Below are 23,220 nucleotides of genomic sequence, written 5' to 3'. Positions count from 1 at the left end.
CCTAATTCACATCCACTATTTTTCCTGCAACTGTCGTTTCATCGGAAGAAACAGCTCCTATACCAACGCTTGTAGTTTTTCCACTCAAAGAAGCCACTCCTTCTGTTGAACTTATACTTGCAGTCGATTTTCCATTTGCCAGTAATTCATTATTACTTTCTATTAACAATCTATTTTCAGCCTTTACATTAGTTTGGACAGATATTCCACCTTCCCCAAATCCAATATTAGTATTTTTTCCAACAACTTCAGCATCTCCTGGTGTTACTACTTTTGCATAAGTTTGTCCTCGTAATGTCGCTGCTGCACTTGTTGAAGTTACTCCAGCATCCTGAGTTGCTGTCATCTGTGCCGTACCATTTGAAGTCAAACTAATTAAATTTCCTACATTAACAATAAACTTCTCACTATCCAAAGTAAAATTATACATCGGTTTCCCTTCATTCGCAGGCGTTCCCCCTCTAGCTGCCTGACTTGGCCCTAATGTAAAATTCCTTTTATCAGGATTTGTAAATCTACCATTCCCATTATTATTAACTGCTCCCATTACCAACGCATGCGTTTCATTTTCACTTGGAAAATAAAGAGCCACTCTGTCGTTTACCTCTGGTGCTGGTGTAAATCCTGTATTACTTTGACTATATGGAGTTACATAAGGAAAATAACTCTTTCCAGCATATTTATCTTCAAAAGACTGCCCATTTTCTCCCAATTTTAGCAATCCTTCCGTTAAATCTAATGTCATTACAGCTATATCACTTGCTTTGACTCTTTCTTTTACGTTTGCATTTTGATTTTCAGCTTTTTCTATATACTTATTAAGTGGTTTTGCTCCAATTGTTCTTCCTTCAAGATTATCTGAACTTCCGTCAGCCCTTCCATGCTCACTCTTACTTTCATCTGTTCTTGCAATATGTACTGTTCTCGCTTCTATCACTGCTCCTCTTATCTTTTCGTGTGGTATTGGATCTACAAAGTAGTCTGTTTGTTTTCCTAGTTTGTACTCACATTTTAAGGTGTTCCCTTCGTTGTGTATTCTGCTTTCTATTACATAGTAGTCATTTTCTACTTCTTCGCCTGATACTCTGTTTCTGATTTTTAACTTTATTGGTGTTGAAACTGAATACACTTCTGTCCCCTCTACCCTGTAATACGTTCTTTCCTCTTCTGTTTCCTTTCCAAAATATGAATATGTCAAGTTGGGTGTCTGTGATGGCATATTCTTGAAAAATCCTACCAGAACTTTATTTGAATTTGCCATCAATGGCTGTCCTGTATACGATGCTATTCTCTTTAAGTATTCCCAGTCTGTTTCGTTATACTGGATTGTCATTCTTGGGATTTCTTTCATATCTTCCCCTACATTTACCAATGTTTCCCCATCATTATAATTTTTATTCACTTCCTGTGCTATATCTGTATATGTAAGTGTCGGATCCTGAAATGAACGGTATCTCGGTATTCTGTCAAGAAGTATGCTCTTTGAACTGCACACTAACTCAACTGCTAATGCTCCTGCCTTTGTTTCCTTTATCCTAAGTTTGCTTATTACTCCATTTAAGAATATTTTATCTGTAGCATTTCCTGCTTCATCCGATATGTTGCTTCTTCCTGTAACTACTATTGTTTTGTCGCCTTTTTTATCTATCAGGGCATCGTATAAGCTTAACTGGTTCGGTGATGCCGTGTATTTTATTTTTCCAATTGTATGTTCCCCTATCTTTGAATCTATTTCAAGATTCATATCCCTCCAAAGTATCTGTTGTCCATCTATTTCTATCTTTATTCTTTCTGCTGAAAAAAATTCCACTGGCTTTTGATTATTTAAAATATCGTTCATTTTTATCCTTTCTTACATAACTTATTTTTTAAATTCCATTTTCTTCATCTTTAATTTTCAACATTTTTTCAAAGGTTCTGATAACTTCATCTCCATGAATCGTTTCCTCATTTTCAAGTTTCATGCAATAACCATCTTTTTCAACAGCTATTTTTATAACATTAGCAATCCTTTGTTTTTCATAATCATCAAAAAGTTTTATTCTATTCAGAAGCTCCTCTTTAGGAAATATAATCGTATCTTTTTTCCTTATATTTTCAATTAACCAATCACGAATACTGTCATAACTTTCTTCTCTTGACTTTTTAGATTTTTTTGATTGTAAAATTGGCGTTTCTTTTTGAACTTCTTCTTTTAAATTTTCAGTTATTTTTCAATTTTCGCTTCTTTTACTTTTGTATTTAACCTTATTGCAAAAAAGAGTTCTTCAATAACTTTTAAAAGTTCTTCTGTTCCTATGTATATTTTTCTTGTATCAAATTCTAAAAAATCTATTTTATTCATTTCCACATATTCTTTCAAAGTTTTAAATATTTTTTCTCTTTCCGCAAACGCAATTTCATCAATAAAATTCACAAATTTTTCTTTTTTTATTACTTTTTTCTTTTTCAAAAGGTTTAAATATTCAAACAAGTCTGCTACTGCTTCTTCATATGTTTTACCTTCATCTTTTTCATTTTCATCAAAACCTTCTAACTCTAGTATTCTTTTTGTAACAGTAGTTATATTATAAAATTTTATTTCTTTATCTACTTCTATTTTTTCTACTGTATCAGTAGAGACATTATAAATATAATAACCTTTTATTGTAAAGTTAAAATCAAAAAATTCTGATTCAGAAATATTTAGTTCTTTTTTTAATTCAAATTTTATCTCTTCAAAGGAAACTTCTTCTTCATCAAGTTTTTCATCAAAAAAAATTTTTATTTTATTTCTATGAATTCCTTTTATTAAATAATTTATAATGGTTGGAACATTATATTCTGAAATAATTTCAGGACTTTTAGATTTTAAAATTTTTTCTTCTTTATCTAAAAATAAATTTATTTTGAAAATATAAGGATAAATACTTTCCTCATCTATTTCCTGTTCAAAATTTTCATATTCTAACCCTTTTTTCATATCATTTAATATTGAATTCATTTCTTCTATTTTATTTGGATATTTTATAAAAAAATTATAAGTCTCATCAATTAATTTTTTTAATAATTCTTTTTTATTAATTATTGTAATTACATTATTTTCGTATTCTAATTCAAGAGGTGAAAATAATTTTTTTACTTCATTAATAAAATATCTATAGAAATATATTGAGGAATATTTTATATTTTTTAAATCTGTCTTATCTATAATTGTATATCTTTTTACAGTATCTTTGAATTCATGCTCAATTAATTGAAATCTCGAATATCTATTTAGAAGTTTCTTTTTTTCTTGGTTATTTTCACAGTAAATTTCCATATTATAATTATACAAATTTTCTTTCATTATGTTATACCTTTCTAAAATCTAATACTTATCTTTTAATTCATTATACTTTTTTAATGCTTTTTGATTTCCTAATTCAGCAAATTTTTTATACCATTCTTTTGCTTCGTTATACATATCTCTATCTTCGTACATTAAGCCTATATTTAATACTGCATCTTCATCCCCATTTTCAGCTGCTTTTAAAAACATTTTTATTGCTAATTCATATCTTTTTTGAGAATCATATATAACACCTAAATCATTCATTGCTTCTATCGAACCTTTATCTGCAGATCTTTTATACCATTTTTCAGCTTCTTTCAAATTTCCCTTTTTAAAATAATGACTTGCCAAATTATTAAGAGTTCTTATATTTTCATCTTTTTCCAATGCTTTTTTATACCAAAATAACATTTTTTTTTCCTGATTATTTTCACTATAATATACTCCTAAATTATTCATTGCTTCCATAGAACCCTTTTCTGCTGCTTTTTTATACCATTCTAACATCTTGTCTTTTTGTCCCTCTAAGTCATAATAATTTCCCAAATTAGTCATTACTATAGCTGAATTTTTTCCATCTTTTTCTATTACTTTGGTATACCACTTTAGCATTTTTTCAGTATTTCCTCTTTTTTGATATAGTCCTCCTAAATTAAACATCGCCGTTTCATTTTCTTTTTCTGCCGCTTTTAATAAATATTTTTCATAATTTATTTCATCTTTATTATTATCATAATAATCTGCTAAATACAAAGTAGCTTCTGATGTATATTCCTCAAGATTCTCCCATACTTGTTTTGCTGTTTTTTCATCTCCATTCTGATACAGTTCTTTACTTTTTTCCAATAATATATTTATTTGTTCTTTTGTAGGATTTCTGTTTTTATTTATTTTTTTTACTTCATTTAGTAATACTCTTTTATCTTTTTCTTCTTTAGATACATTACATGAAAAAGTAAAAATTAATATTAAAATTAAAAATATCTTTTTCACTCTTACCTCCTCATTAATCTTGTGGATATTCCTGTTTTATAGAAATAAAAGGAACTTTTGAATATTCTTTTATATCTTCGTAATATCTTTCCTCTATAGATTGTAGATAAAATGAATCCGCTGCATAATTATGTGTTGAAATAATAGTATTAGAAACACCGAGTGTTCCTGAATGTATATAAGGTGTAACATTTTTTATATTTTTTTGAAGACTCCTATTAGTTTTTTCTAATACATTTATTTCTAATTTAGAAGTAAACTTCAATTCATCTTTTACTTTTATACTTTTTTTTGAATAAGTTCTTTTTTTTGATAAAGGATTATTTTTTATATTTTGTATAAATTCTTCATTTTTAGTAATTTCTGTTGCAATCTGATTTCCTTTACCTATATTATCGGCTAATTCTCCTACTTCTTCTGGAAGTTTATAAAGACTATGTGCTGTGTCTACAAAATCAATTGTATTTCCAACAACTTCTCCTGTATCTTCACCAATTGCTGACTTAATAGGATCTTTTAATATATCATAACCTGTAATTTCATTTACTATAGTTCTTGTTCCACCAAACATCCCCCATCCTTTATATTTAAGAAATTGAATTGTCCCTTCTAAAGTTAAGCCTGCAGCTGCTTCTTCATCTCCTGGTATTGGAGTAGCCAAAGTCCCTATAATAGCCAAAGCTCCTCCTCCTATTTTAATAGTCTTTCTAATGGTTGGAGAAAAAAACTTTTCAATACCGGAATTTGCTATATGGATATCTTGACCATTACTTACAAACTTTAATTTTGCTCCTGGACAATGTGTACATATAAGTTGTGATTGTTTTAAAAGAAGTTCATATCCATTTACTTCAGTTTTTGCCACTTTTTCCCAATACTTATTTGCTTCTTTTATATTACATTTTTCATGATCATAAGAACAATATATTCCGGGAGCTGGATTAAAATTATCAGGTTCTATATCTCTTGTTGTTGCTACAGGATCTTTTTTCATCAAAAAAACATGATGTTCTTCAGGAACTATTAATTCTATCATAGGAAGATCTTCTGGGGGAGTTGTTATTGTTTCTACTACATCTTCTGGAGCAAATATTTTTATTTCAGCTTTTGGACAGTATAATTTTGCTCCATCACAAACTATTGATTTAGCAATATTTTTGTCTACAGGAATTCTTTGTTTTTCCCTTCTTCTAATTTCTTCTCTTGTACTTTCCATCATTCTTTGAAAATCTTCATATTCTCTCTTTTTAGCACTTTCAGGACTTTCTATTATCTCAAAATTAATAACACATTGTTTTCCATTATCATAATAAAATCTCATTTTCATTCGCTCCTTCTATTTATCCATTTATCATTACATTTGCTCCACCATTAACCACCGAATAACCCGAAGAATTTATTTCTGTATCTCCATTTGATTGTATCATCGTATCTTCTTGACTTATTTGTAATATGCTATTTGCAGCTGTCATTTTTTTATCTTTTATTATTTCATTATAATTATTAGACATATTCATAATATCTTCAGCACACTCAGTTATCTTTTTAGCTTCTTCCGAAATATTACTCGCATTTTGTGATATTGAATTTGCAGCATTCGTTGACAAACTATCTTTCGACAACTGCATATTAAAATCAGATTTCCCCACATGATAATTTCTTATCTCAGGATTAGTAAACCTACCATTCCCATCATTATTTACCGCTCCCATCACCAACGCATGTGTCTCATTCTCACTCGGAAAATACAACGCCACTCTATCATTTGCTTCCGGTGCAGGCGTAAATCCAGTATTTGTCTGGCTATATGGCGTTACATATGGAAAATAGCTTTTTCCTGCGTATTTATCTGCTTCACTTTGCACTGCTCCTCCCAGTTTTCTCAACCCTTCTGTCAAGTCAACTGTCATAACCGCAATATCGCTTGCCTTCACTTCCTGACTTCTGTTATTATTTTTTCCCTGCTCCTCAGCAACATATATATTTACAGGCTTTATTCCCATAGTTCTTCCTTCAAGATTATCTGAACTTCCGTCAGCCCTTCCATGCTCACTCTTACTTTCATCTGTTCTTGCAATATGTACTGTTCTCGCTTCTATCACTGCTCCTCTTATCTTTTCGTGTGGTATTGGATCTACAAAGTAGTCTGTTTGTTTTCCTAGTTTGTACTCACATTTTAAGGTGTTCCCTTCGTTGTGTATTCTGCTTTCTATTACATAGTAGTCATTTTCTACTTCTTCGCCTGATACTCTGTTTCTGATTTTTAACTTTATTGGTGTTGAAACTGAATACACTTCTGTCCCCTCTACCCTGTAATACGTTCTTTCCTCTTCTGTTTCCTTTCCAAAATATGAATATGTCAAGTTGGGTGTCTGTGATGGCATATTCTTGAAAAATCCTACCAGAACTTTATTTGAATTTGCCATCAATGGCTGTCCTGTATACGATGCTATTCTCTTTAAGTATTCCCAGTCTGTTTCGTTATACTGGATTGTCATTCTTGGGATTTCTTTCATATCTTCCCCTACATTTACCAATGTTTCCCCATCATTATAATTTTTATTCACTTCCTGTGCTATATCTGTATATGTAAGTGTCGGATCCTGAAATGAACGGTATCTTGGTATTCTGTCAAGAAGTATGCTCTTTGAACTGCACACTAACTCAACTGCTAATGCTCCTGCCTTTGTTTCCTTTATCCTAAATTTACTTATCACTCCATTCAGGAATATCTTATCTGTAGCATTTCCTGCTTCATTCGATACGTTGCTCCTTCCTGTAACTACTATTGTCTTGTCGCCTTTTTTATCTATTAAGGCATCGTATAAGCTTAACTGGTTCGGTGATGCCACATATTTTATTTTTCCAATCGTATGTTCCCCTATCTTTGAATCTATTTCAAGATTCATATCTCTCCAAAGTATCTGCTGTCCATCTATTTCTATCTTTATTCTTTCAGCCGAAAAAAATTCCACTGGCTTTTGATTATTTAAATTATTCTCCATTTTTAACCTACTTCCTTAAACAAATCATTATTTTAACAATATTTTTGTTGTTGCTAAATATATTATATCTCCACTTTCAACTTTTACAGGCACATTTCTTTTTAATTTTATTTTTCTTCTGTCATCTTTCTTTTCTATTCCGCTTCCATTTTGTGAACCTAAATCTTCATAGTACCAAACTCCATTTACTCTGTTCAACATTCCATGAGCCCTGCTTACCAAATTTGAATATACTCCTTCACTCACGTCTATATCCACCTTGTTTCTAGGCGTTCTTTTCCCTATCAGCAATGAAGATGCTCTTCCAATCTTCCATACTTTAATATCATAGTCATCTGAATTTTTTAAAATTATATTTTCAATTTGATTCTTTTCAACCTCCTCTATTTCTTTTACTTTATCCAAAAATACATGATGCTCTCTTTCACGCTCATGCTTTATTTCCTTTATCTCATCATGCACTTCCACTTTTTCCTTAAATCTTTCTACTATAAGAAGATACAATGTTAGTGCTATAAATATAAAAATTGCAATATACAGACTTTTCACAGAATATCCAGCCATATGAATATACACAAAAGTAAAAAATAGTATAATCAAAATTATTATATTTTTTAAATTAAAAAAATTGTACTGCCTTTCCCCTCTGGCAGCCATCTGCCTTTTTTCATATTTTCTAATTCCCTTATCAACAGACATTGAAGTATTTTCTTTTTCTTTTTTTGAAGTTGAAGTCACACCTCTTCTTAAACTTTCAACTCGATACAAACTGCCTCTTCCAGAAAATACATTAAAAATTCTACTTCTAATTCTACTGAAAAAACTTTTTATTCTCCAAAGCATTTTATTATTTCCTTTCTTTCTAAAATTAAATCTAAATTCTAATTTTATTTTATAATTTATCTTATTTTAAAGTTTTTATTTACAATCTAATTATCTTATTTATCCTTTTTAGGCTTAAAAAAGTTTTCAAAACTTTGTTCCATACTTTTTTTATGTTCCCTCATTTTATCCTTATCAGAACTGCTCATATTATTCACATCAAAAGCACTTTCAAACATGTTCTTTATATCATTTGGATTTGCTGAAAAATTACGGAAAAATGCCTCAGCCCCCCTTTTAGCTGATTCATTGTTCTGCTCTGCCCTGCTTGATTTCTTCTCACCAAATCTTTGACTTCCAGCATTTCCCTTATTCTTCCTCTTCTCATCGTATTCTTTTCTTTTATTCTCATCTCCAAGTATTTCATACGCCTCGCTGATTGCCTTAAACATTTCTTCAGCCTTCTTATCATCAGGATTCCTGTCTGGATGATACTTCATAGCCAATTTTCTATATTTTGCCTTTATCTCTTTTGCATCAGCATCTTCTGAAACACCTAGTATTTTATAATAATCTGTCATAATAAAAACTCCACTCTCTTTTTAATTTATTAAAATTCATTACCTTTTAATATTTTTACATACATATTTAACAAAACAAAACCAAGACTTTCTGATACTTGTAAATTTTTACTTACATAAATTTGTTTTAATTCGTTATTTTTTAAATCATATATTTTTAATGCTTCATAATAACCATTTTTAATTGTAAAATATATTTTTACAAATTTTTTTTCTTTACTTTGTAATTTTACAAATTCTTTTATTCTATTTGCTAATAAATCCATACTTTCATTATCAATAGAATTTTTAATTTGAACATTAATAATTTCATCTAAATTTTTTAGACTTCCTTCATTTTCATAATAAGAACCATAAGGATTTATTGCATCTTTTTCTATTATTTCTACTTCATTAACCATTGGCATTTTTTCTATTATTTCACTTAATTCCTTATTATTTTTTGTATAAATAATATCTGTGCTATATACAATTTTTCTTGGTTCCATATAAAAATTTGTTAAAAAATATAAAAATAATTTCCCACAAAAAAAACTCAATATTAATAAAAATATTTTTCTAAAATCTTTTATTTTTATAAAAGGTTTTACGATAATTAGAAATTCGAATAAAGTTAATATTATCAAAATAATTAAAATATATGTATTAAATTTTTTATTCCAATCACTAAAACTTGAATAACTTACTAGAAAGCAAGTAAATCCAAATATAAAAACTACAAAATATTCATTGAATTTTTCTTTTCTAGTAAAAATTTTAATAAAAAATATAAAAGATAAAATTAAATTTATTAGTAACCAAAATCCTGTTAAAGTATTTGAATAACTATTGAAAAGCAATTGTATATTTCTAATTAACGTAATTATATACAATGTATTGTATATGTTTTTTTTCATTATTCTCACCCTATTTTAAATTTATTCCATCCTCATTAAATCCTGTTTGTTTTAACTTTAAAATAAAATACCCTTCTCCACCTCTAACACTGAAATCCTGATTAAAACTATCCACATACATTTTAGGAAAATATAATTCAAATATCTTTCCTCCTCCCAAATCTGTCTGCACCATTACATCCCTAGTTGATTTTTCATCTCCGTAAGTCATTGCCCACATTGACAGTTCTTTTACATTTTCTTTATTCTGATCATACAAATTACTTTCTCCGAAATTTCCAAGTCCTCCAAACATTCCTTTCAGGCTGTTTCCTATTCCATTTGTAAACGAATTTGTCATTGGCAGTGTTGAGCTTACTCCTAAAACTTGAGAAACAAGTTTGCTTTTGCTGTTGCGTCAGCATCTTCTGAAATACCTAGTATTTTATAATAATTTATCATAATAAAAATTCTCCCTTAGTTATTCTATTTAGTCATTTGTAAAAGTCTAAAATTTCTAATAATTACAATGCTTTTACAGTTCTAATTTTTACTATTTTTCTCCAGTATTTTTGCTATAAAATTTTAATATTTTAGATAAAAACACTGTATTTATTGAGTTTTTATATTATTACTTTTACAATCGCCTATTATTCTATTGCTAATTTATACTTAGCATCTTTTTATAAGCCATCTTGATATTTTACAGCTCAATAAATCAAAGCATTTTTCAAATTTTCCATTCTTTTTCATAAATTCTTTAAAATTAAATTTAACAAATTATATAATCTAATAAAAATATACTTCCCTATCAACAAAAAAAGTTAAAAATGGTTTAGCTAGCCCTTCTTTTTCAAATTTTTTAAATGCTGCCGTCTCAACTACAACCGTAAAGGGCTTATTTACATCACTACTCATTTTAAAAAAATATGTGTCGTTATTTCCCCAGTTATATTCATCAAATAAAACAAACATAACACGAAAAGATCTAAAAAATGGATTAATATCATACACATTGCCAAATAAATAATTCCCATCACCTATAGCATAAAAAAAATCTCTATTTTGAAAATCAAATGATCCATAAGTTAATCCTAAAAAACTCACTTCTTCATATTGATATAATTCTTTTATTTTTTTTATAGCTTGCTCTTTTTTTAGTGTTCTAAATTTTTCATGAATTTTTTCTTTAAAAAACTTTACCATCTTATCAGCTTTAATTTTTGAATCACCCATTAAAGAAAGATTATAACCATAAAATATTAAATAATCCATTTTTTCTGCAGCTGTTCCGAAATATCTTTTTGAAATATCAAAAAGAATTGTTCTTGTCCTAAAAAATTCTTCAAAATGAGTTGCCATTCCTCCCAATTCAAAATTTAACCTAGTTTTGGCACTTAAATAATAATCTAAACATATTCCAGAAACAGAACCACCCAATCTTAAAATATTTATTTTTTTTTTCAATTTTTCTATCTGTTCTTTACTATTATTATTTTTTTTCAATATTAATAAAGCATCATTTGAAATTTTTAAATCTTTAATTTGATCAAAACCTTTTCCACTTCTTTTTACAAATTTTTTTCCCATATCCGTTCTTTTTGCCATTTTACAACCTCATTCCTAAAAATATATAATTCTTATTTTTAATAAAATAAGTATTATTAGTAAAAGATAACTCTGTATATATTTTGTATTCTTTTTGCTAAAATTAAAAATTATTATTCCTACTATCCAACAATCTAATAAATATGGAGAATATATCATATCTAAAAAAACAATTGAATCAATCCAATTTTTATTATAAATTTTTTTTATATAAAATATATTTTGAAAAACAATCATAATTATCAAACTTATAAAAAAATATAATTTTAATAATATATTTCCTTTTATCTTGGCAGAGTAAACCATTCCTATTATAAAAAATATTGAAAATATAATTTTTACTTTATTAAAATTATTATAAAAATTTTCTAATTCAGTAAATAATCCTAATCCTGACTCTCTGAATAAATAAAAAATTATTGTCATCTGGAATAGCCATAATTCAATATCAAATTTTATTTTTTTTCTTCCATGTTTCAGTGACATAATAGTAGCTATTGCCATCAAATTTAATACTACACTAAAATATTCAATTTTAATTATTAATGATATGAAAAATCCCAAAATTACAAAAATTATTATTTTTTTCCCCATAGATTTCTCCTCTAATCGATAAATAGTAACTACTTTAATTTTATATTTTCCTCATTAAATCCAGTTTGTTTCAATTCTATAATAAAATGCCCTTCTCCCATTCTAGTGTTAAATTCTTGTTCAAAATTATAAACATACATTTTAGGAAAATACAATTCAAACGTCTTTCCTCCCCCTAAATCTGTCTGCACCATTACATCCCTAGTTGATTTTTCATCTCCGTAAGTCATCGCCCACAATGATAATTCTTTCACATTCTGCTTATTTTGATCATATAAATTGCTTTCTCCAAAATTTCCAAGTCCTCCAAACATTCCTTTCAAGCTATTTCCTATTCCATTTGTAAATGAATTTGTCATTGGAAGTGCTGAGCTTACTCCTAAAACTTGAGAAACAAGTTTGTTTTTACTACTTTCTTTTGTTTTTTTTGCGACTGATTCAGTAATTCCGCTTGATGATAAGAGGTTACTGCTTAATGAGGCTTCTGGAAGTTCTTCTCCTGCTTCATTATCTTTGTCAAATAAGTGTTTTACACTTTTATATTGGTTAAATAATGTTCCCATACCAAGTGTTCCCATTATTCCGCTAACTATCCCTTCACCTTCATCTTCAGGACTATTGTTTTCCGAAGCTGTGGGAAGTAGTCTTCCTACAATTCTTAATGTTACTTGGCTTTGAGAAGCACTCATCGTTTCACCATATATTGGGTTTGTGCTGTAAGATACTTCCAATATTTCATCACTTGAAAGAATTACTCCGCCTTGCTGTGTCAGTCCTCCCATTGCATTTGAAATTGAATTTTTATTTTCTCCGTTTGATACAAAGTTCATTGCAACACTTGGAACCGAAACGTTGCCTAAACCTCCGAACGGATTATTTGATGTATTGTTATTTCCTCCAGCTATACTTACTCTAAATTTCATAAATTTTCCTCCTGTTTATTTCTTTTATTTAAATTTTTTTATTCTACTATTATTTTTCTAGGTATTATTCGTTTTTTCTCAACTTTTTTTCTTTCTGTTCCTAAATTATCTAATATTGTCAATAAATGTCTAAACATTTGTTCATTTGTATAATTTTCATCTGTCAAATTAAGTTTTGCATTTATATATGAAGTTATGACATCTCGTTCTATAACATCCTGTTGTAGACAAGTTACATAGAAATTTATATCAAAAATATCAAGATTTTCTTTTTTTGAAACTTCCTTTCCCCATAGTTTTAATACATGTGGATGAAAAGTTCCCCATTTATGTGCTGAAGAGTATTTTGTATTTATAATTTCCATCAAATTAAAATCTCTTCTCAAATCTCTGAAATTTTGATAATCATTTCTCAATTCAGCCCCTTCTCTTGTAATAAACCTTGTTATCTCAATTTCATCTTCATTAATATTTTCGCCAAGTTCCAGCACAAAACGTCCTTCCCTTACATAATATTTTCTTTCTTCTATATCTGACACTAATTTAAGTTTTAATATATAACGTTCCTCTTGTTTTGGCATATTAAATATATAATCTTCCTTCATCCAAAAAAGTTCCCCATTACACTTCGCCATTCCTTTTGTAATTATCACTATTCTTTCACCATAATTCGGTATCAAATCAAATCCTTTTATTATCCCATTACTTTTATCAGAATACATCAAGCTCAATACTTCAAGCGGGTTATCCCTTAATAAATCTAAATCTTCCTTTTCCAGCACATTCCCTTTTTTAAAAACTGGATATTTATTTATAAACATTATTTTTGTAATTTCCTCCTATAAAAATAAAAGAGATAGACGGGATTGTCTACCTCCTTGTGTTACATTATGCTTCCTGAGCAGCATATCCACCTTCAATTGCAACTTCCTTAACTTTCTCTTTTTTCTGTTTGATTTTCAATGAGAATGTTCCAGTCCCTGCCTGATTTCCATAGGCCTCTTCGTAATCAACAACAAATGCATTTGTCATATCAATTTTTCTTACCATTTGTCCTGCGGATATTACCTCTAATGATACAGTTCTGTATGCATCGCTTGATTCAGCAGGTACTAATGACCATTGAGCAACCTTTCTTGTATCATCTTCAGCATCTCCATTTGCAGCTGCCAAAATTTTCCCTTTAATTTCAATGATAATTCCCAAATCAGTTGCTCTTGCGTTTGAATCATCAGGTGATTCTGAAAGAAATTTAACATCCAAGATGCTTTCCTTTTCTAATAAAATTTCTTCTCCTTGTCCTTTTACATTCAATCTAAATCCCATAAAAGTCCTCCTTTATATATAATTTTTGTTACTAAACATAATTAGTTTTTGTTAATTTCAACTTGTAAATTCTTAACATTTCCTGCAAATGTTATATTTAACTGACATATCCCATTTTCTTCATCAATTGTATGTGTAATGTCATCACCTTTTTGCATTATTCCATTTACAAATTTTAAGTCTTTTGTCCATATTGATTTTTGACTTTCTGGATTTGTACTAAAGAACATATTTAATTTATCTTCTTTAAAGTCAGTTGTAACAAATCTTAAAGTTCTTTCAATGAATGTTGTTGTTAAAGTTTTATACAATGATTCATAAGTTCCTTCTGGATTTCTTGCTAATGTTCTCGCCTTATAAACAACAATATTTTTTATTTTTTCCTTTTGCATATGTGCAGAATCAGATGAAAATATGAATCCATAATTAAACTGATTGATTCTATCTTTTATTGTATTTGTAAATCCTGAAATTTCTTTTGACATAGTAGTTCTTGCTTTATATGAATTATCTTCAGCTTCTATATCAAATCTCACTCCTGGATATACTGGTGATACATTTTTGAATCTATCTTTTAAGAAATTAGGACATTGACTGGCTGCTGTTATTCCCGCCGCAACATAAGAAGAATCAACATATACTCCCTCTATCCAAAATTTCAACAAATCTTCTTTGTCTTTTGATAATTCAGCACCAACTTCTTCTTGATACTTCATTTTAAAGTCTAGCACTACACCAGATTTGTCTTTTGGTATTATTGTAAAATTGGGAATTGAAGGTATTAGATATTCTGAATAAGGTTGATCCTCAAGAGTTTTAGTTTTTTCTATGTATTTATCAACACCCATAGTTGCCAAATTATCAAATGATGTTTCATAAGTTCCTTCAAAATTAAAAAATACTTGTATTTTATATTTACCTAAAACTGTCATCAGGTTTGTTAAACTTTCTATTGTATTCTTTTCAATTTTCTCTTCAGCCTTAGTTCCTTTAAATCTTTCTCTTACTTTCTTTTTACCTTTTTCCACATCTAAATCCACATTTGGATATATTCCAAACCAAATTGTATTGTCAAAATCATTTTTTGCATTGACTGTATTTAAGAATGCCTGCAATCTTTCTTTGTTTCCAGCTTTAACAATCATTTCAGGTTTTATATTTGTTATTAATAATGTTGGTTTCATTAGCGATACTTTAGTATCATACTGTTCAAAGAACATTTTTATACCTAACAATTTTTCTATCAGTGGTTTTGCAATTTTTACAAAATCTTCCTGAGCTGATTTATAAAAGGCTAAGTAATTATTATAATTTTCAACTTCCTGCACTGGATCAATTTCGACAATTCCTTTTGCTAAAGGAACAAATGTTCTTACAACTAAATCACTTATATATTGGTTCGGTTCTTCTGAAATACTTTCATAATCATCTCTAAATGCTTCAACTAATTCTGTCGTATGTTTTTCCTCTACTAAAGTTAATGCTCTTGATTCTTCCTGTTTGTATTCTATAACTTCAAGTTCTCCCTTATCTCCAACTTGAAGCATTCCCAATTTAATCTTTTCAGATTTTGCATTATTTTCATCATGTCCAATAAGAAGTCTTGTTTTTATATCTTCAATAGCTAGTGGAAGCATTCCTAAAACATTACTATAATTTTTTGAAGCCTCTTCAAACTTTTCATTAAGTTTATCTCCTAATTCCAATTTTTTAGGATTTTCATCATCAAGTTCCTCGTATTTATTATATACATATGCAATTTCTTTTCTTGTCTGTTTTATATCTTCAATTACTTTTTTTGGAGATATTAACTCTAAAATATTTTCAAATTTAAAGTCTACGTTTCTATTTCCTTGTGATTTTCTAGCTTCAATAAGAGTATTTAACATTTTGAAAAATGTATTACCATTATCAATTTTGATTTCAGTTATTAGTTCTTCTGGTATTCCTTCAGGCTTTTTCAAAATATACTTTATACTTTGAGTTTCCGCATTATAATAACTGTAAACTTTTGGCTCAAACTTTGCTAAAAATTCATCAAAACTGCTTACTAACAAATGCTTATTAATTTCAAGTATTCTTTCATCATCAAGTGAATCCATCTCTCGTGCATCATCAATCAAAGTTATTAAATCCATTTTTTCTGGATTAACTTCTTCAAATAGGATCGTTCTATTTGTCTGATTAATAAAATTTTTAGTTGTCATCTATCCTAATTCCTTTCATACATATTTTTTTACAAATACCAAACATATCTTTTGTAAATTATACTTATTTTTTATATTTTTGTCAAGAAAAACTAAATTCTATTCAATCTAAATAAATTACTATTCTAAAATATAAATTAAATTTAATAATTTTTTATACATTTGTCCTAATTTGTTATTAAAAGTTGTAAAATAAAGTGTCACTATATGGAAAAAAATAAGAACCATAAAAGTTTTCTATGGTATGATTAATTCACCACAAACAATCAAAGGAGAAAACAGATATGGTTCAGGAACAGTATACAACAAAAAGAAGAAAAGGGCAACACTTAAAATTAATAGAGAGAGGAAAAATAGAAGCACTTCTTAAAAAGTGAAAATAGCACAGGAACTGGGAATAAGTGTGAGAACCCTCCACAGAGAAATCAAAAGGGGCATGGTGGAGCTTCTGAATACAGATTTATCGACAAGGGAAGTATATTCTGCGGAATTTGCCCAGTCAAAGTATGACAAGGCACAGAAGGGGAAAGAAGGAGAACTTAAGATAGGGAAGAACCTCAAACTGGTAAAATATCTTGAAGATTCGATGAAACGGGGGGAAGAATTCCCCGTATGCCGCACTGGAGCAAGCAAAAAGGGAAGGACAGGAAGTAAACATAGGACTGAAGACACTGTATAACTATATACATAGCGGACTGTTCTGGAATATAGTGAGGATGACATGCCCTACAGGAAGAGGAGAAAGAAGAAGGTTGAGTTAAGGAAACGTATAAGGAAGCAGGGGGGAGGAGCATAGAGGAAAGAGATGAAAGGATAGGGGAACGTTTAGAGCATGGGCACTGGGAAGTGGATACAGTATTAGGTAAGAAGGGGACATTGGCATGTCTTCTTGTACTGACAGAACGAAAGACAAGGCTTCAGCTGATAAGGAAGCTGGAAAACAGGACAGCATTACATACAGAAGGAAGAATAAAGGAATTAATAGAGGAATATCCAGGTTCAATAAAGACACTTACGAGTGACAATGGGAGTGAATTTATGAAGGTTGATGAGATAGAAGGACTGGGAGTAGGATATTTTTATGCACACAGCTTCAGTTCGTGGGAACGAGGGAGCAACGAAAATAATAATAAGCTGATAAGAAGGTTTATACCAAAAGGGACAGATATAACAGATATAACGGAAGAAGAACTAAAGAGTATAGAGGAATGGATGAATAATTATCCGAGAAAACTTTTTAATGGAAAAAGCTCAAAAGAAATGTATGATATTGAACTGAAACAGTACATTTCATAATATTTCATAAAAAAGTGACATTTACTATTGCAATTTAGCTTTGCAACAGCCCCAAGGTAATTATATTGCCAAAACCATATTTAACTGCTATAATATAGGTGCTTACACTTTAACAGAGAAAGAGGGAGGGCAAAATGGCTGTTAGTTATAAAAAACTTTGGCATATTCTTCTTGATAGAGATATGAAGAAAAAGGAGTTGGAAGCTTTGGCAGGTCTTAGCCATTATGCAATGAGCAAGATGAGTAGAGATGAAAATGTAACAACTGAAGTTCTCGGTAAGGTTTGTGCTGCACTTGATTGCAAGATTGAGGATATCATTGATTTTCTTCCGGATGAAAAATAAGCCTGTTTGTTTAAAATAGGTTTTAGAAAAATTTAAGATATATGGAGGCTTTTACATGAATAAGCAACAGTTAGCCACAAAAATTTGGGAGTCTGCAAATAAAATGCGTTCCAAAATAGAGGCGAACGAATATAAGGACTATATTTTAGGCTTTATATTCTATAAATTCCTTTCTGAAAAGGAAGTAAAGTATTTAAAAAACAATGACTGGACAGATGAATATCTTCCAGAATTAAAAGAGGAAGATAAAGAGACGGTTACCAGCATACAGAAAAATTTAGGATACTTTATATCTTATGAAAATTTATTTTCAACTTGGCTTTCTAAAGGCAAAGATTTTAGCGTTCAGGATGTTCGTGATGCTCTGTCTGCATTTAGTCGTCTAATCAACCCTACTCACAAGAAAGTATTTGATGGTATTTTCGACACATTACAAACAGGACTTAGTAAATTAGGTGATAGTGCAGCTTCGCAGTCAAAATCCATCAGTGATCTTATCTATCTTATCAAAGATATTCCAATGGACGGTAAACAAGGATATGATGTGCTGGGATTTATTTATGAATATTTAATAGAAAAATTTGCAGCTAATGCAGGAAAAAAAGCCGGTGAGTTCTATACGCCTCACGAAGTATCCCTTCTTATGTCCGAAATTGTTGCTGAACATCTGAAAAACAGAGAGAAAATTGAGATTTTTGATCCTACAAGCGGTTCAGCCTCACTTCTTATTAACATAGGGAAGAGTGCATCCAAGTATATCGAAGGAAAAAATAAAATAAAATATTATGCTCAAGAGCTAAAACAAAATACTTATAACCTCACTCGTATGAATTTGGTTATGCGTGGCATTGAAGCAGACAATATTGTCACTCGAAATGGAGATACCTTGGAAGATGATTGGCCGTACTTTGATGAAAATGATCCTACCCAAACATATAATCCTCTTTATGTAGATGCGGTTGTATCAAATCCTCCTTATTCTCAAAGTTGGAATTCTTCAGATAAAGAAACAGATCCTCGTTATGCCGGATATGGACTTGCTCCAAAGGGAAAGGCGGATTATGCTTTCTTGCTTCATGACCTCTATCACATTAAACCGGACGGTATTATGAATATTGTTCTTCCACATGGTGTTTTATTCCGTGGTGGAGAGGAAGGTCAAATCCGTAAGAATTTAATTGAGAATAATAAAATTGATGCAATCATCGGACTTCCTGCAAATATCTTTTACGGCACAGGAATTCCGACAATTGTAATGGTTTTAAAGCAAAAAAGAGACAATACCGATGTGCTTATTATTGATGCCTCAAGAGGATTTGTAAAAGAAGGAAAGAATAACAAGTTAAGAGCATCTGATATTAAGAAAATCGTTGATGTTGTAAATTGTAGAGAAACAAAAGAAAAATTCTCACGAGTTGTCAGTCGTGATGAAATTAGAAGAAACGACTACAATCTTAATATTCCAAGATATGTTGATTCTTCCGAAAAGGCAGAGTCTTGGGATATTTATGCTTCCATGTTTGGAGGGCTGCCTATTTCAGAAATTAATGATTTGAACGAGTATTGGACAGCATTTCCAACTCTTAAAACGGCTCTTTTAGAAAAAACATCAGGAGAGTACTCAAGGATTGTTGTTACAGATATAAAAAAAGCAGTTAAGGAACATGAATGTGTACAGGCATTTGAACAAAGTTTCAAAAATGCTTTTGGAAATTTTGACGACTATTTGTATAACAAATTGATTGCGAAAATGGATACACTCAGTATTTCAAAGACAGAGGAAGTTTTATCCTTAGATATTTTTGCAAGATTAAAAGATATTCCTCTTGTAGATAAGTATGAAGCATATCAATTACTTGATGATGATTGGACTAAAATTGCCATAGACTTAGAAATTATTCAGACAGAAGGTTTTGAATCAACAAAAGTTGTTGACCCTAATATGGTAGTCAAAAAGAAAGGAAATTTAGAACAGGAAGTACAGGAGGGTTGGAAAGGACGCATTATTCCTTTTGACCTTGTACAAAATACACTACTTTTAGATGAAAAACAGGAGATACAGAAAAAAGAAAACAGGCTGTCTGAAATTACTTCCAAGTATGAAGAACTTTTTGATATGCTTACCGAAGAAGAAAAAGATGCAGACTATGTAAATGAGGATAGCTTTGTATTTGCAGAAGTTAAGAAAGCACTAAAAAATAAGGATATTGAAGTAGAAACAAAGGAAAAATTAAAAGAAGTAGAAGCATTAAACACAGAAGAAAAGGAATTAAAGTCGGAAGTTAAAAAAGAAAGTGCATTATTAGAAGAAAAAACAAAGGAAACTATAGAAAGTCTATCTGATGAACAGGTAAGGCAGCTACTTAAGGAAAAATGGATACATCCACTTATCAAGAATTTAATGCAGCTTCCTGACAGAATTGTTTCTGAATTGGTAGCAAAACTTGAAGCACTTGCAAAAAAATATGAAACTACATTTGCTGAAATTGAGAGTCAAATCGAAGAAACGGAAAAAGAACTCTCTTTAATGATTGATGAATTGGAAGCCGGTGAGTTCGATATGCGAGGTCTCTATGAGTTCAAAAAGCTTCTTGGAGGTGAATAAAATGGCAGAAAATACAAAAAAACCAGCCATTAGATTTGCCGGATTTACAGAAGCTTGGGAACAGCGTAAGTTGGGGGATGTTGTTGGAATATATGACGGTGTGCATCAAACTCCAAAATATCAAGACAATGGAATAATGTTTTTATCAGTAGAAAACATTGCAACTTTACAATCTTCAAAATATATTTCTGAAGATGATTTTAAGCGAGATTATAAAGTTTACCCACAAGAAAATGATATTTTAATGACAAGAATTGGTGATGTGGGAACAACAAATGTAATAGCTGATAATGCCTTAAAAGCATACTATGTCAGCCTTGCGTTATTAAAATATAAGAGTACAAATCCTTACTTTTTGAGTAATGCAATTCAATCTGATTATGTAAAGAAAGGATTGGCAAATAGAACCTTAAAAACAGCAATTCCGATGAAAATTAATAAAGATGAAATTGGAAAAGTTGATGTTATGTTGCCTACATCAGTTAAGGAACAAACCAAAATCGGCGAGTATTTCCGCAACATCAACAACCTTATCACCCTTCATCAGCGTGAGTATGAAAAATTGACCAGTGTAAAAAAATCTATGCTTGAAAAAATGTTTCCGAAAAATGGTTCAAATGTACCGGAAATTCGTTTTAAGGGTTTTACTGAAGCTTGGGAACAGTGTAAGCTATCGGAGCTAACAGAAAATATTGATACAGGTAAGAGCAAATTTGTTTCTAAGGATTCGGGAAATTATGAAATTCTCGGTTCGACATCTATTATTGGATTTGACGATCACTATGATTATGAAGGAGACTTTTTATTAACGGCAAGAGTTGGAGTAAATGCGGGCAATTTATATAGACATGCTGGTAAGGTTAAAATAAGTGATAATACTGTATTTATACAGGGTTCGCATATAGATTTCCTATACTACTTATTAGAGAAGTTTGATTTAAAAAGGCTTTCTTTTGGAACAGGACAGCCACTTGTGAAGGCGAGCGAATTAAGGGCATTAAGCCTAACGGTTCCAAGTGATGACCAAGAGAAAGAAGTGATAGGTGATTATTTTAAAAGACTCGACAACCTTATCACCCTTCATCAGCGTAAGCTGGAAAAATTGAAAAATATCAAGAAATCTATGCTTGAAAAGATGTTTATTTAGGAGGAAATGCGAAAATGGATAAGTTGATCTTATTTCATGGCACTCCTGACAAAATCGTAGTACCGACATACGGCAAGGGCGAAGAAAAGCATGACTACGGTCAAGGGTTTTACTTGACCGAAAGTATAGACCTTGCTAAAGAATGGGCAGTTTGTAGGCCGAATGAGAAAAACGGATGGGTTCATAAGTATCAGCTTGATACTGCCGGACTTAAAATCTTGGATTTTCAAGATAAAGGCGTTTTGGCTTGGCTGGCTGAACTGATGAAGCATAGGGATGCTGCCGACTCAAAGCGTTACCGTATGCTTGCAAAGAAGTTTATAGAAAAATACGGCGTAGACACTAAAGAATATGATGTTATCAGAGGATGGCGAGCAAATGCCTCTTATTTCTACATTGCAAAGGAATTTGTAAGAGACAATATTGATATGGATATTCTTGAAGAACTGCTTTCTTTTGGCGGTTTGGGTATTCAGTATTGTATTAAGTCCAAGCTTGCTTATTCTAAGCTGCATGAGTTAGATGATGGCTTAATGGCGGTTCAGTATGCTGAATTTAACGAAAAGTATAATCAGCGGGACATTACTGCAAGACAGAAAATGAGAGAACTTGTAGACTCAGATGCCAATAGTGTAACTAAGGTTTTCAGTACGCTTTTTAAGGAGTGATGATTATGAGAGCATATTCAAAAGATTATTTGAATGATGTGGTGGAAAATCAGGGAAAACTCTTTGACTTCGTTGCTCAAAATTTCTCCGATAAGAACACCGAAGATTTTATCAAGACATATATGCAAAGCAAAACAAGAAAAAGCATTGATGAAGCGAAAGCTTATGTAAATACCATGAGCGCTAAAGAGTTGTGGGACTACTTTACCGAAACAGAAAATTATGTTTTGAAATCCGGTAAGTCTATTGACGGGTTTATGCCTGATTGGATTGGTGAGTTCTATGCTTATTATCAGTGGTACTACAATATTCCAAGCTCAGAAGTACTGAAAAAAGTTCCGCTTGACTTTTTGAAAAAAGCATACTACGGTCTGCACGACTTGGAACTTGATTTAGCGGTGCGAAAGGTCGGAGAAGTGCGATGAGTGTTGTATGTTTTCACAATCCAAATGAAGAAAATGGTTATTTAAGTAATTGGTATCTATCGCCATTTACAGTAGAGAAGAAAAATTTTTCATCAATGGAACAATTCATGATGTATCAAAAAGCGATTTGCTTTGGCGATGAAGCAGTAGCTAAAAATATACTTTCCACTGATGATACCTCCCAAATCAAGGCACTTGGAAGACAAGTAAAAAATTATGATGAGCATATATGGAATGGCATTAGGCAAATTGTCGTTTATGAAGGACTTTTGGCAAAATTCTTACAGAATAAGGATTTAAAAGATAGACTTAAATCTACTGGAGAAGCTATATTAGCAGAATGTGCTGTAAAAGACCTAATTTGGGGTGTGGGATTATCAATGAAAGATCCTAACAGGCTTGATAAAACAAAATGGAAAGGGCAAAATTTGCTTGGATATACACTTATGATGGTGCGGGAATGTTTATAATTCAGTCTTACTTGGGAA

The 23,220-nt window shown here is 30.4% G+C and carries 22 protein-coding genes; 8 read left to right on the top strand and 14 right to left on the bottom strand.

Going from position 1 to position 23,220, the window contains the following annotated elements:
* Position 1 precedes the first annotated feature (1 nt).
* The 14 genes from BQ5344_RS05230 to BQ5344_RS05160 form a co-directional block, all read right to left on the bottom strand.
* The gene (locus tag BQ5344_RS05230) at positions 2-1,840 is read right to left on the bottom strand and encodes a hypothetical protein (RefSeq protein WP_158663001.1); all 1,839 of its coding nucleotides are present in this window, start codon (positions 1,838-1,840) and stop codon (positions 2-4) included.
* Between the two features lie 366 nt (positions 1,841-2,206).
* On the bottom strand, positions 2,207-3,328 hold the full coding sequence (locus BQ5344_RS05225) for a hypothetical protein (protein ID WP_071124445.1): 1,122 nt from the start codon (positions 3,326-3,328) through the stop codon (positions 2,207-2,209).
* A gap of 21 nt (positions 3,329-3,349) precedes the next feature.
* The gene (locus BQ5344_RS05220; protein ID WP_071124444.1) at positions 3,350-4,306 is read right to left on the bottom strand and encodes a tetratricopeptide repeat protein; all 957 of its coding nucleotides are present in this window, start codon (positions 4,304-4,306) and stop codon (positions 3,350-3,352) included.
* Between the two features lie 13 nt (positions 4,307-4,319).
* Entirely contained in the window at positions 4,320-5,627 is a 1,308-nt protein-coding gene (locus BQ5344_RS05215; RefSeq protein ID WP_071124443.1) for a PAAR-like protein, read from the bottom strand.
* 19 nt (positions 5,628-5,646) lie between these two features.
* Entirely contained in the window at positions 5,647-7,311 is a 1,665-nt protein-coding gene (locus BQ5344_RS05210; RefSeq protein ID WP_071124442.1) for a contractile injection system protein, VgrG/Pvc8 family, read from the bottom strand.
* A gap of 27 nt (positions 7,312-7,338) precedes the next feature.
* Complete coding sequence (locus BQ5344_RS05205; RefSeq protein WP_071124441.1) at positions 7,339-8,154, bottom strand: FHA domain-containing protein; 816 nt, start codon at positions 8,152-8,154, stop codon at positions 7,339-7,341.
* Between the two features lie 95 nt (positions 8,155-8,249).
* Positions 8,250-8,714 (bottom strand): DnaJ domain-containing protein, encoded by a 465-nt coding sequence (locus tag BQ5344_RS05200; protein ID WP_071124440.1) that lies wholly within the window; start codon positions 8,712-8,714, stop codon positions 8,250-8,252.
* A 29-nt stretch (positions 8,715-8,743) separates the two neighbouring features.
* Entirely contained in the window at positions 8,744-9,202 is a 459-nt protein-coding gene (locus BQ5344_RS12150; protein WP_158663000.1) for a hypothetical protein, read from the bottom strand.
* A gap of 418 nt (positions 9,203-9,620) precedes the next feature.
* On the bottom strand, positions 9,621-9,950 hold the full coding sequence (locus BQ5344_RS05190) for a hypothetical protein (RefSeq protein ID WP_235846115.1): 330 nt from the start codon (positions 9,948-9,950) through the stop codon (positions 9,621-9,623).
* A gap of 428 nt (positions 9,951-10,378) precedes the next feature.
* Positions 10,379-11,197, bottom strand: coding sequence for a hypothetical protein (locus tag BQ5344_RS05185; RefSeq protein ID WP_021769113.1), 819 nt, complete (start codon positions 11,195-11,197; stop codon positions 10,379-10,381).
* A gap of 623 nt (positions 11,198-11,820) precedes the next feature.
* On the bottom strand, positions 11,821-12,714 hold the full coding sequence (locus tag BQ5344_RS05175) for a hypothetical protein (RefSeq protein WP_071124437.1): 894 nt from the start codon (positions 12,712-12,714) through the stop codon (positions 11,821-11,823).
* Positions 12,715-12,752: 38 nt separating this feature from the next.
* A complete protein-coding gene (locus tag BQ5344_RS05170; RefSeq protein WP_071124436.1) occupies positions 12,753-13,535 on the bottom strand; it encodes a hypothetical protein in 783 nt (260 codons plus the stop codon).
* Positions 13,536-13,602: 67 nt separating this feature from the next.
* Positions 13,603-14,040 carry a hypothetical protein gene (locus BQ5344_RS05165; RefSeq protein ID WP_021768434.1) on the bottom strand — a complete coding sequence of 146 codons (438 nt, stop codon included), beginning with the start codon at positions 14,038-14,040 and terminating at the stop codon, positions 13,603-13,605.
* 41 nt (positions 14,041-14,081) lie between these two features.
* Positions 14,082-16,247, bottom strand: coding sequence for a hypothetical protein (locus BQ5344_RS05160; RefSeq protein WP_021768433.1), 2,166 nt, complete (start codon positions 16,245-16,247; stop codon positions 14,082-14,084).
* A 373-nt stretch (positions 16,248-16,620) separates the two neighbouring features.
* On the opposite strand from BQ5344_RS05160, the gene BQ5344_RS12410 reads away from it, so the two are divergent.
* The 8 genes from BQ5344_RS12410 (at position 16,621) to BQ5344_RS05125 (ending at position 23,202) form a co-directional block, all read left to right on the top strand.
* A complete protein-coding gene (locus BQ5344_RS12410; RefSeq protein ID WP_235846114.1) occupies positions 16,621-16,926 on the top strand; it encodes a hypothetical protein in 306 nt (101 codons plus the stop codon).
* A gap of 113 nt (positions 16,927-17,039) precedes the next feature.
* Positions 17,040-17,543 carry an IS30 family transposase gene (locus BQ5344_RS12405; RefSeq protein ID WP_328586187.1) on the top strand — a complete coding sequence of 168 codons (504 nt, stop codon included), beginning with the start codon at positions 17,040-17,042 and terminating at the stop codon, positions 17,541-17,543.
* 134 nt (positions 17,544-17,677) lie between these two features.
* Positions 17,678-17,887: a helix-turn-helix domain-containing protein gene (locus tag BQ5344_RS05150; protein ID WP_021767556.1), complete on the top strand. Its 210-nt coding sequence runs from the start codon at positions 17,678-17,680 to the stop codon at positions 17,885-17,887.
* Positions 17,888-17,942: 55 nt separating this feature from the next.
* Positions 17,943-20,492, top strand: a complete 2,550-nt coding sequence (locus BQ5344_RS05145; protein ID WP_071124435.1) for a type I restriction-modification system subunit M — start codon at positions 17,943-17,945, stop codon at positions 20,490-20,492.
* Positions 20,422-21,639 carry a restriction endonuclease subunit S gene (locus BQ5344_RS05140; RefSeq protein WP_083378205.1) on the top strand — a complete coding sequence of 406 codons (1,218 nt, stop codon included), beginning with the start codon at positions 20,422-20,424 and terminating at the stop codon, positions 21,637-21,639. The genes BQ5344_RS05145 and BQ5344_RS05140 overlap by 71 nt, the downstream gene beginning before the upstream one ends.
* A 14-nt stretch (positions 21,640-21,653) precedes the next feature.
* Positions 21,654-22,307: a DUF3990 domain-containing protein gene (locus BQ5344_RS05135; RefSeq protein WP_071124433.1), complete on the top strand. Its 654-nt coding sequence runs from the start codon at positions 21,654-21,656 to the stop codon at positions 22,305-22,307.
* 5 nt (positions 22,308-22,312) lie between these two features.
* Positions 22,313-22,732 (top strand): hypothetical protein, encoded by a 420-nt coding sequence (locus BQ5344_RS05130; RefSeq protein WP_205407995.1) that lies wholly within the window; start codon positions 22,313-22,315, stop codon positions 22,730-22,732.
* Entirely contained in the window at positions 22,729-23,202 is a 474-nt protein-coding gene (locus tag BQ5344_RS05125) for an NADAR family protein (RefSeq protein WP_071124431.1), read from the top strand. Before BQ5344_RS05130 ends, BQ5344_RS05125 begins: the two co-directional genes overlap by 4 nt.
* The last annotated feature ends 18 nt before the right edge of the window (positions 23,203-23,220 follow it).

Origin of the sequence: Leptotrichia massiliensis (assembly GCF_900104625.1) — a bacterium.
GTDB classification, from domain to species: Bacteria; Fusobacteriota; Fusobacteriia; order Fusobacteriales; family Leptotrichiaceae; genus Leptotrichia; species Leptotrichia massiliensis.
The sequence above is the reverse complement of the archived record's forward strand: the minus strand, read 5'-3'. Positions and strand labels throughout refer to the sequence as shown.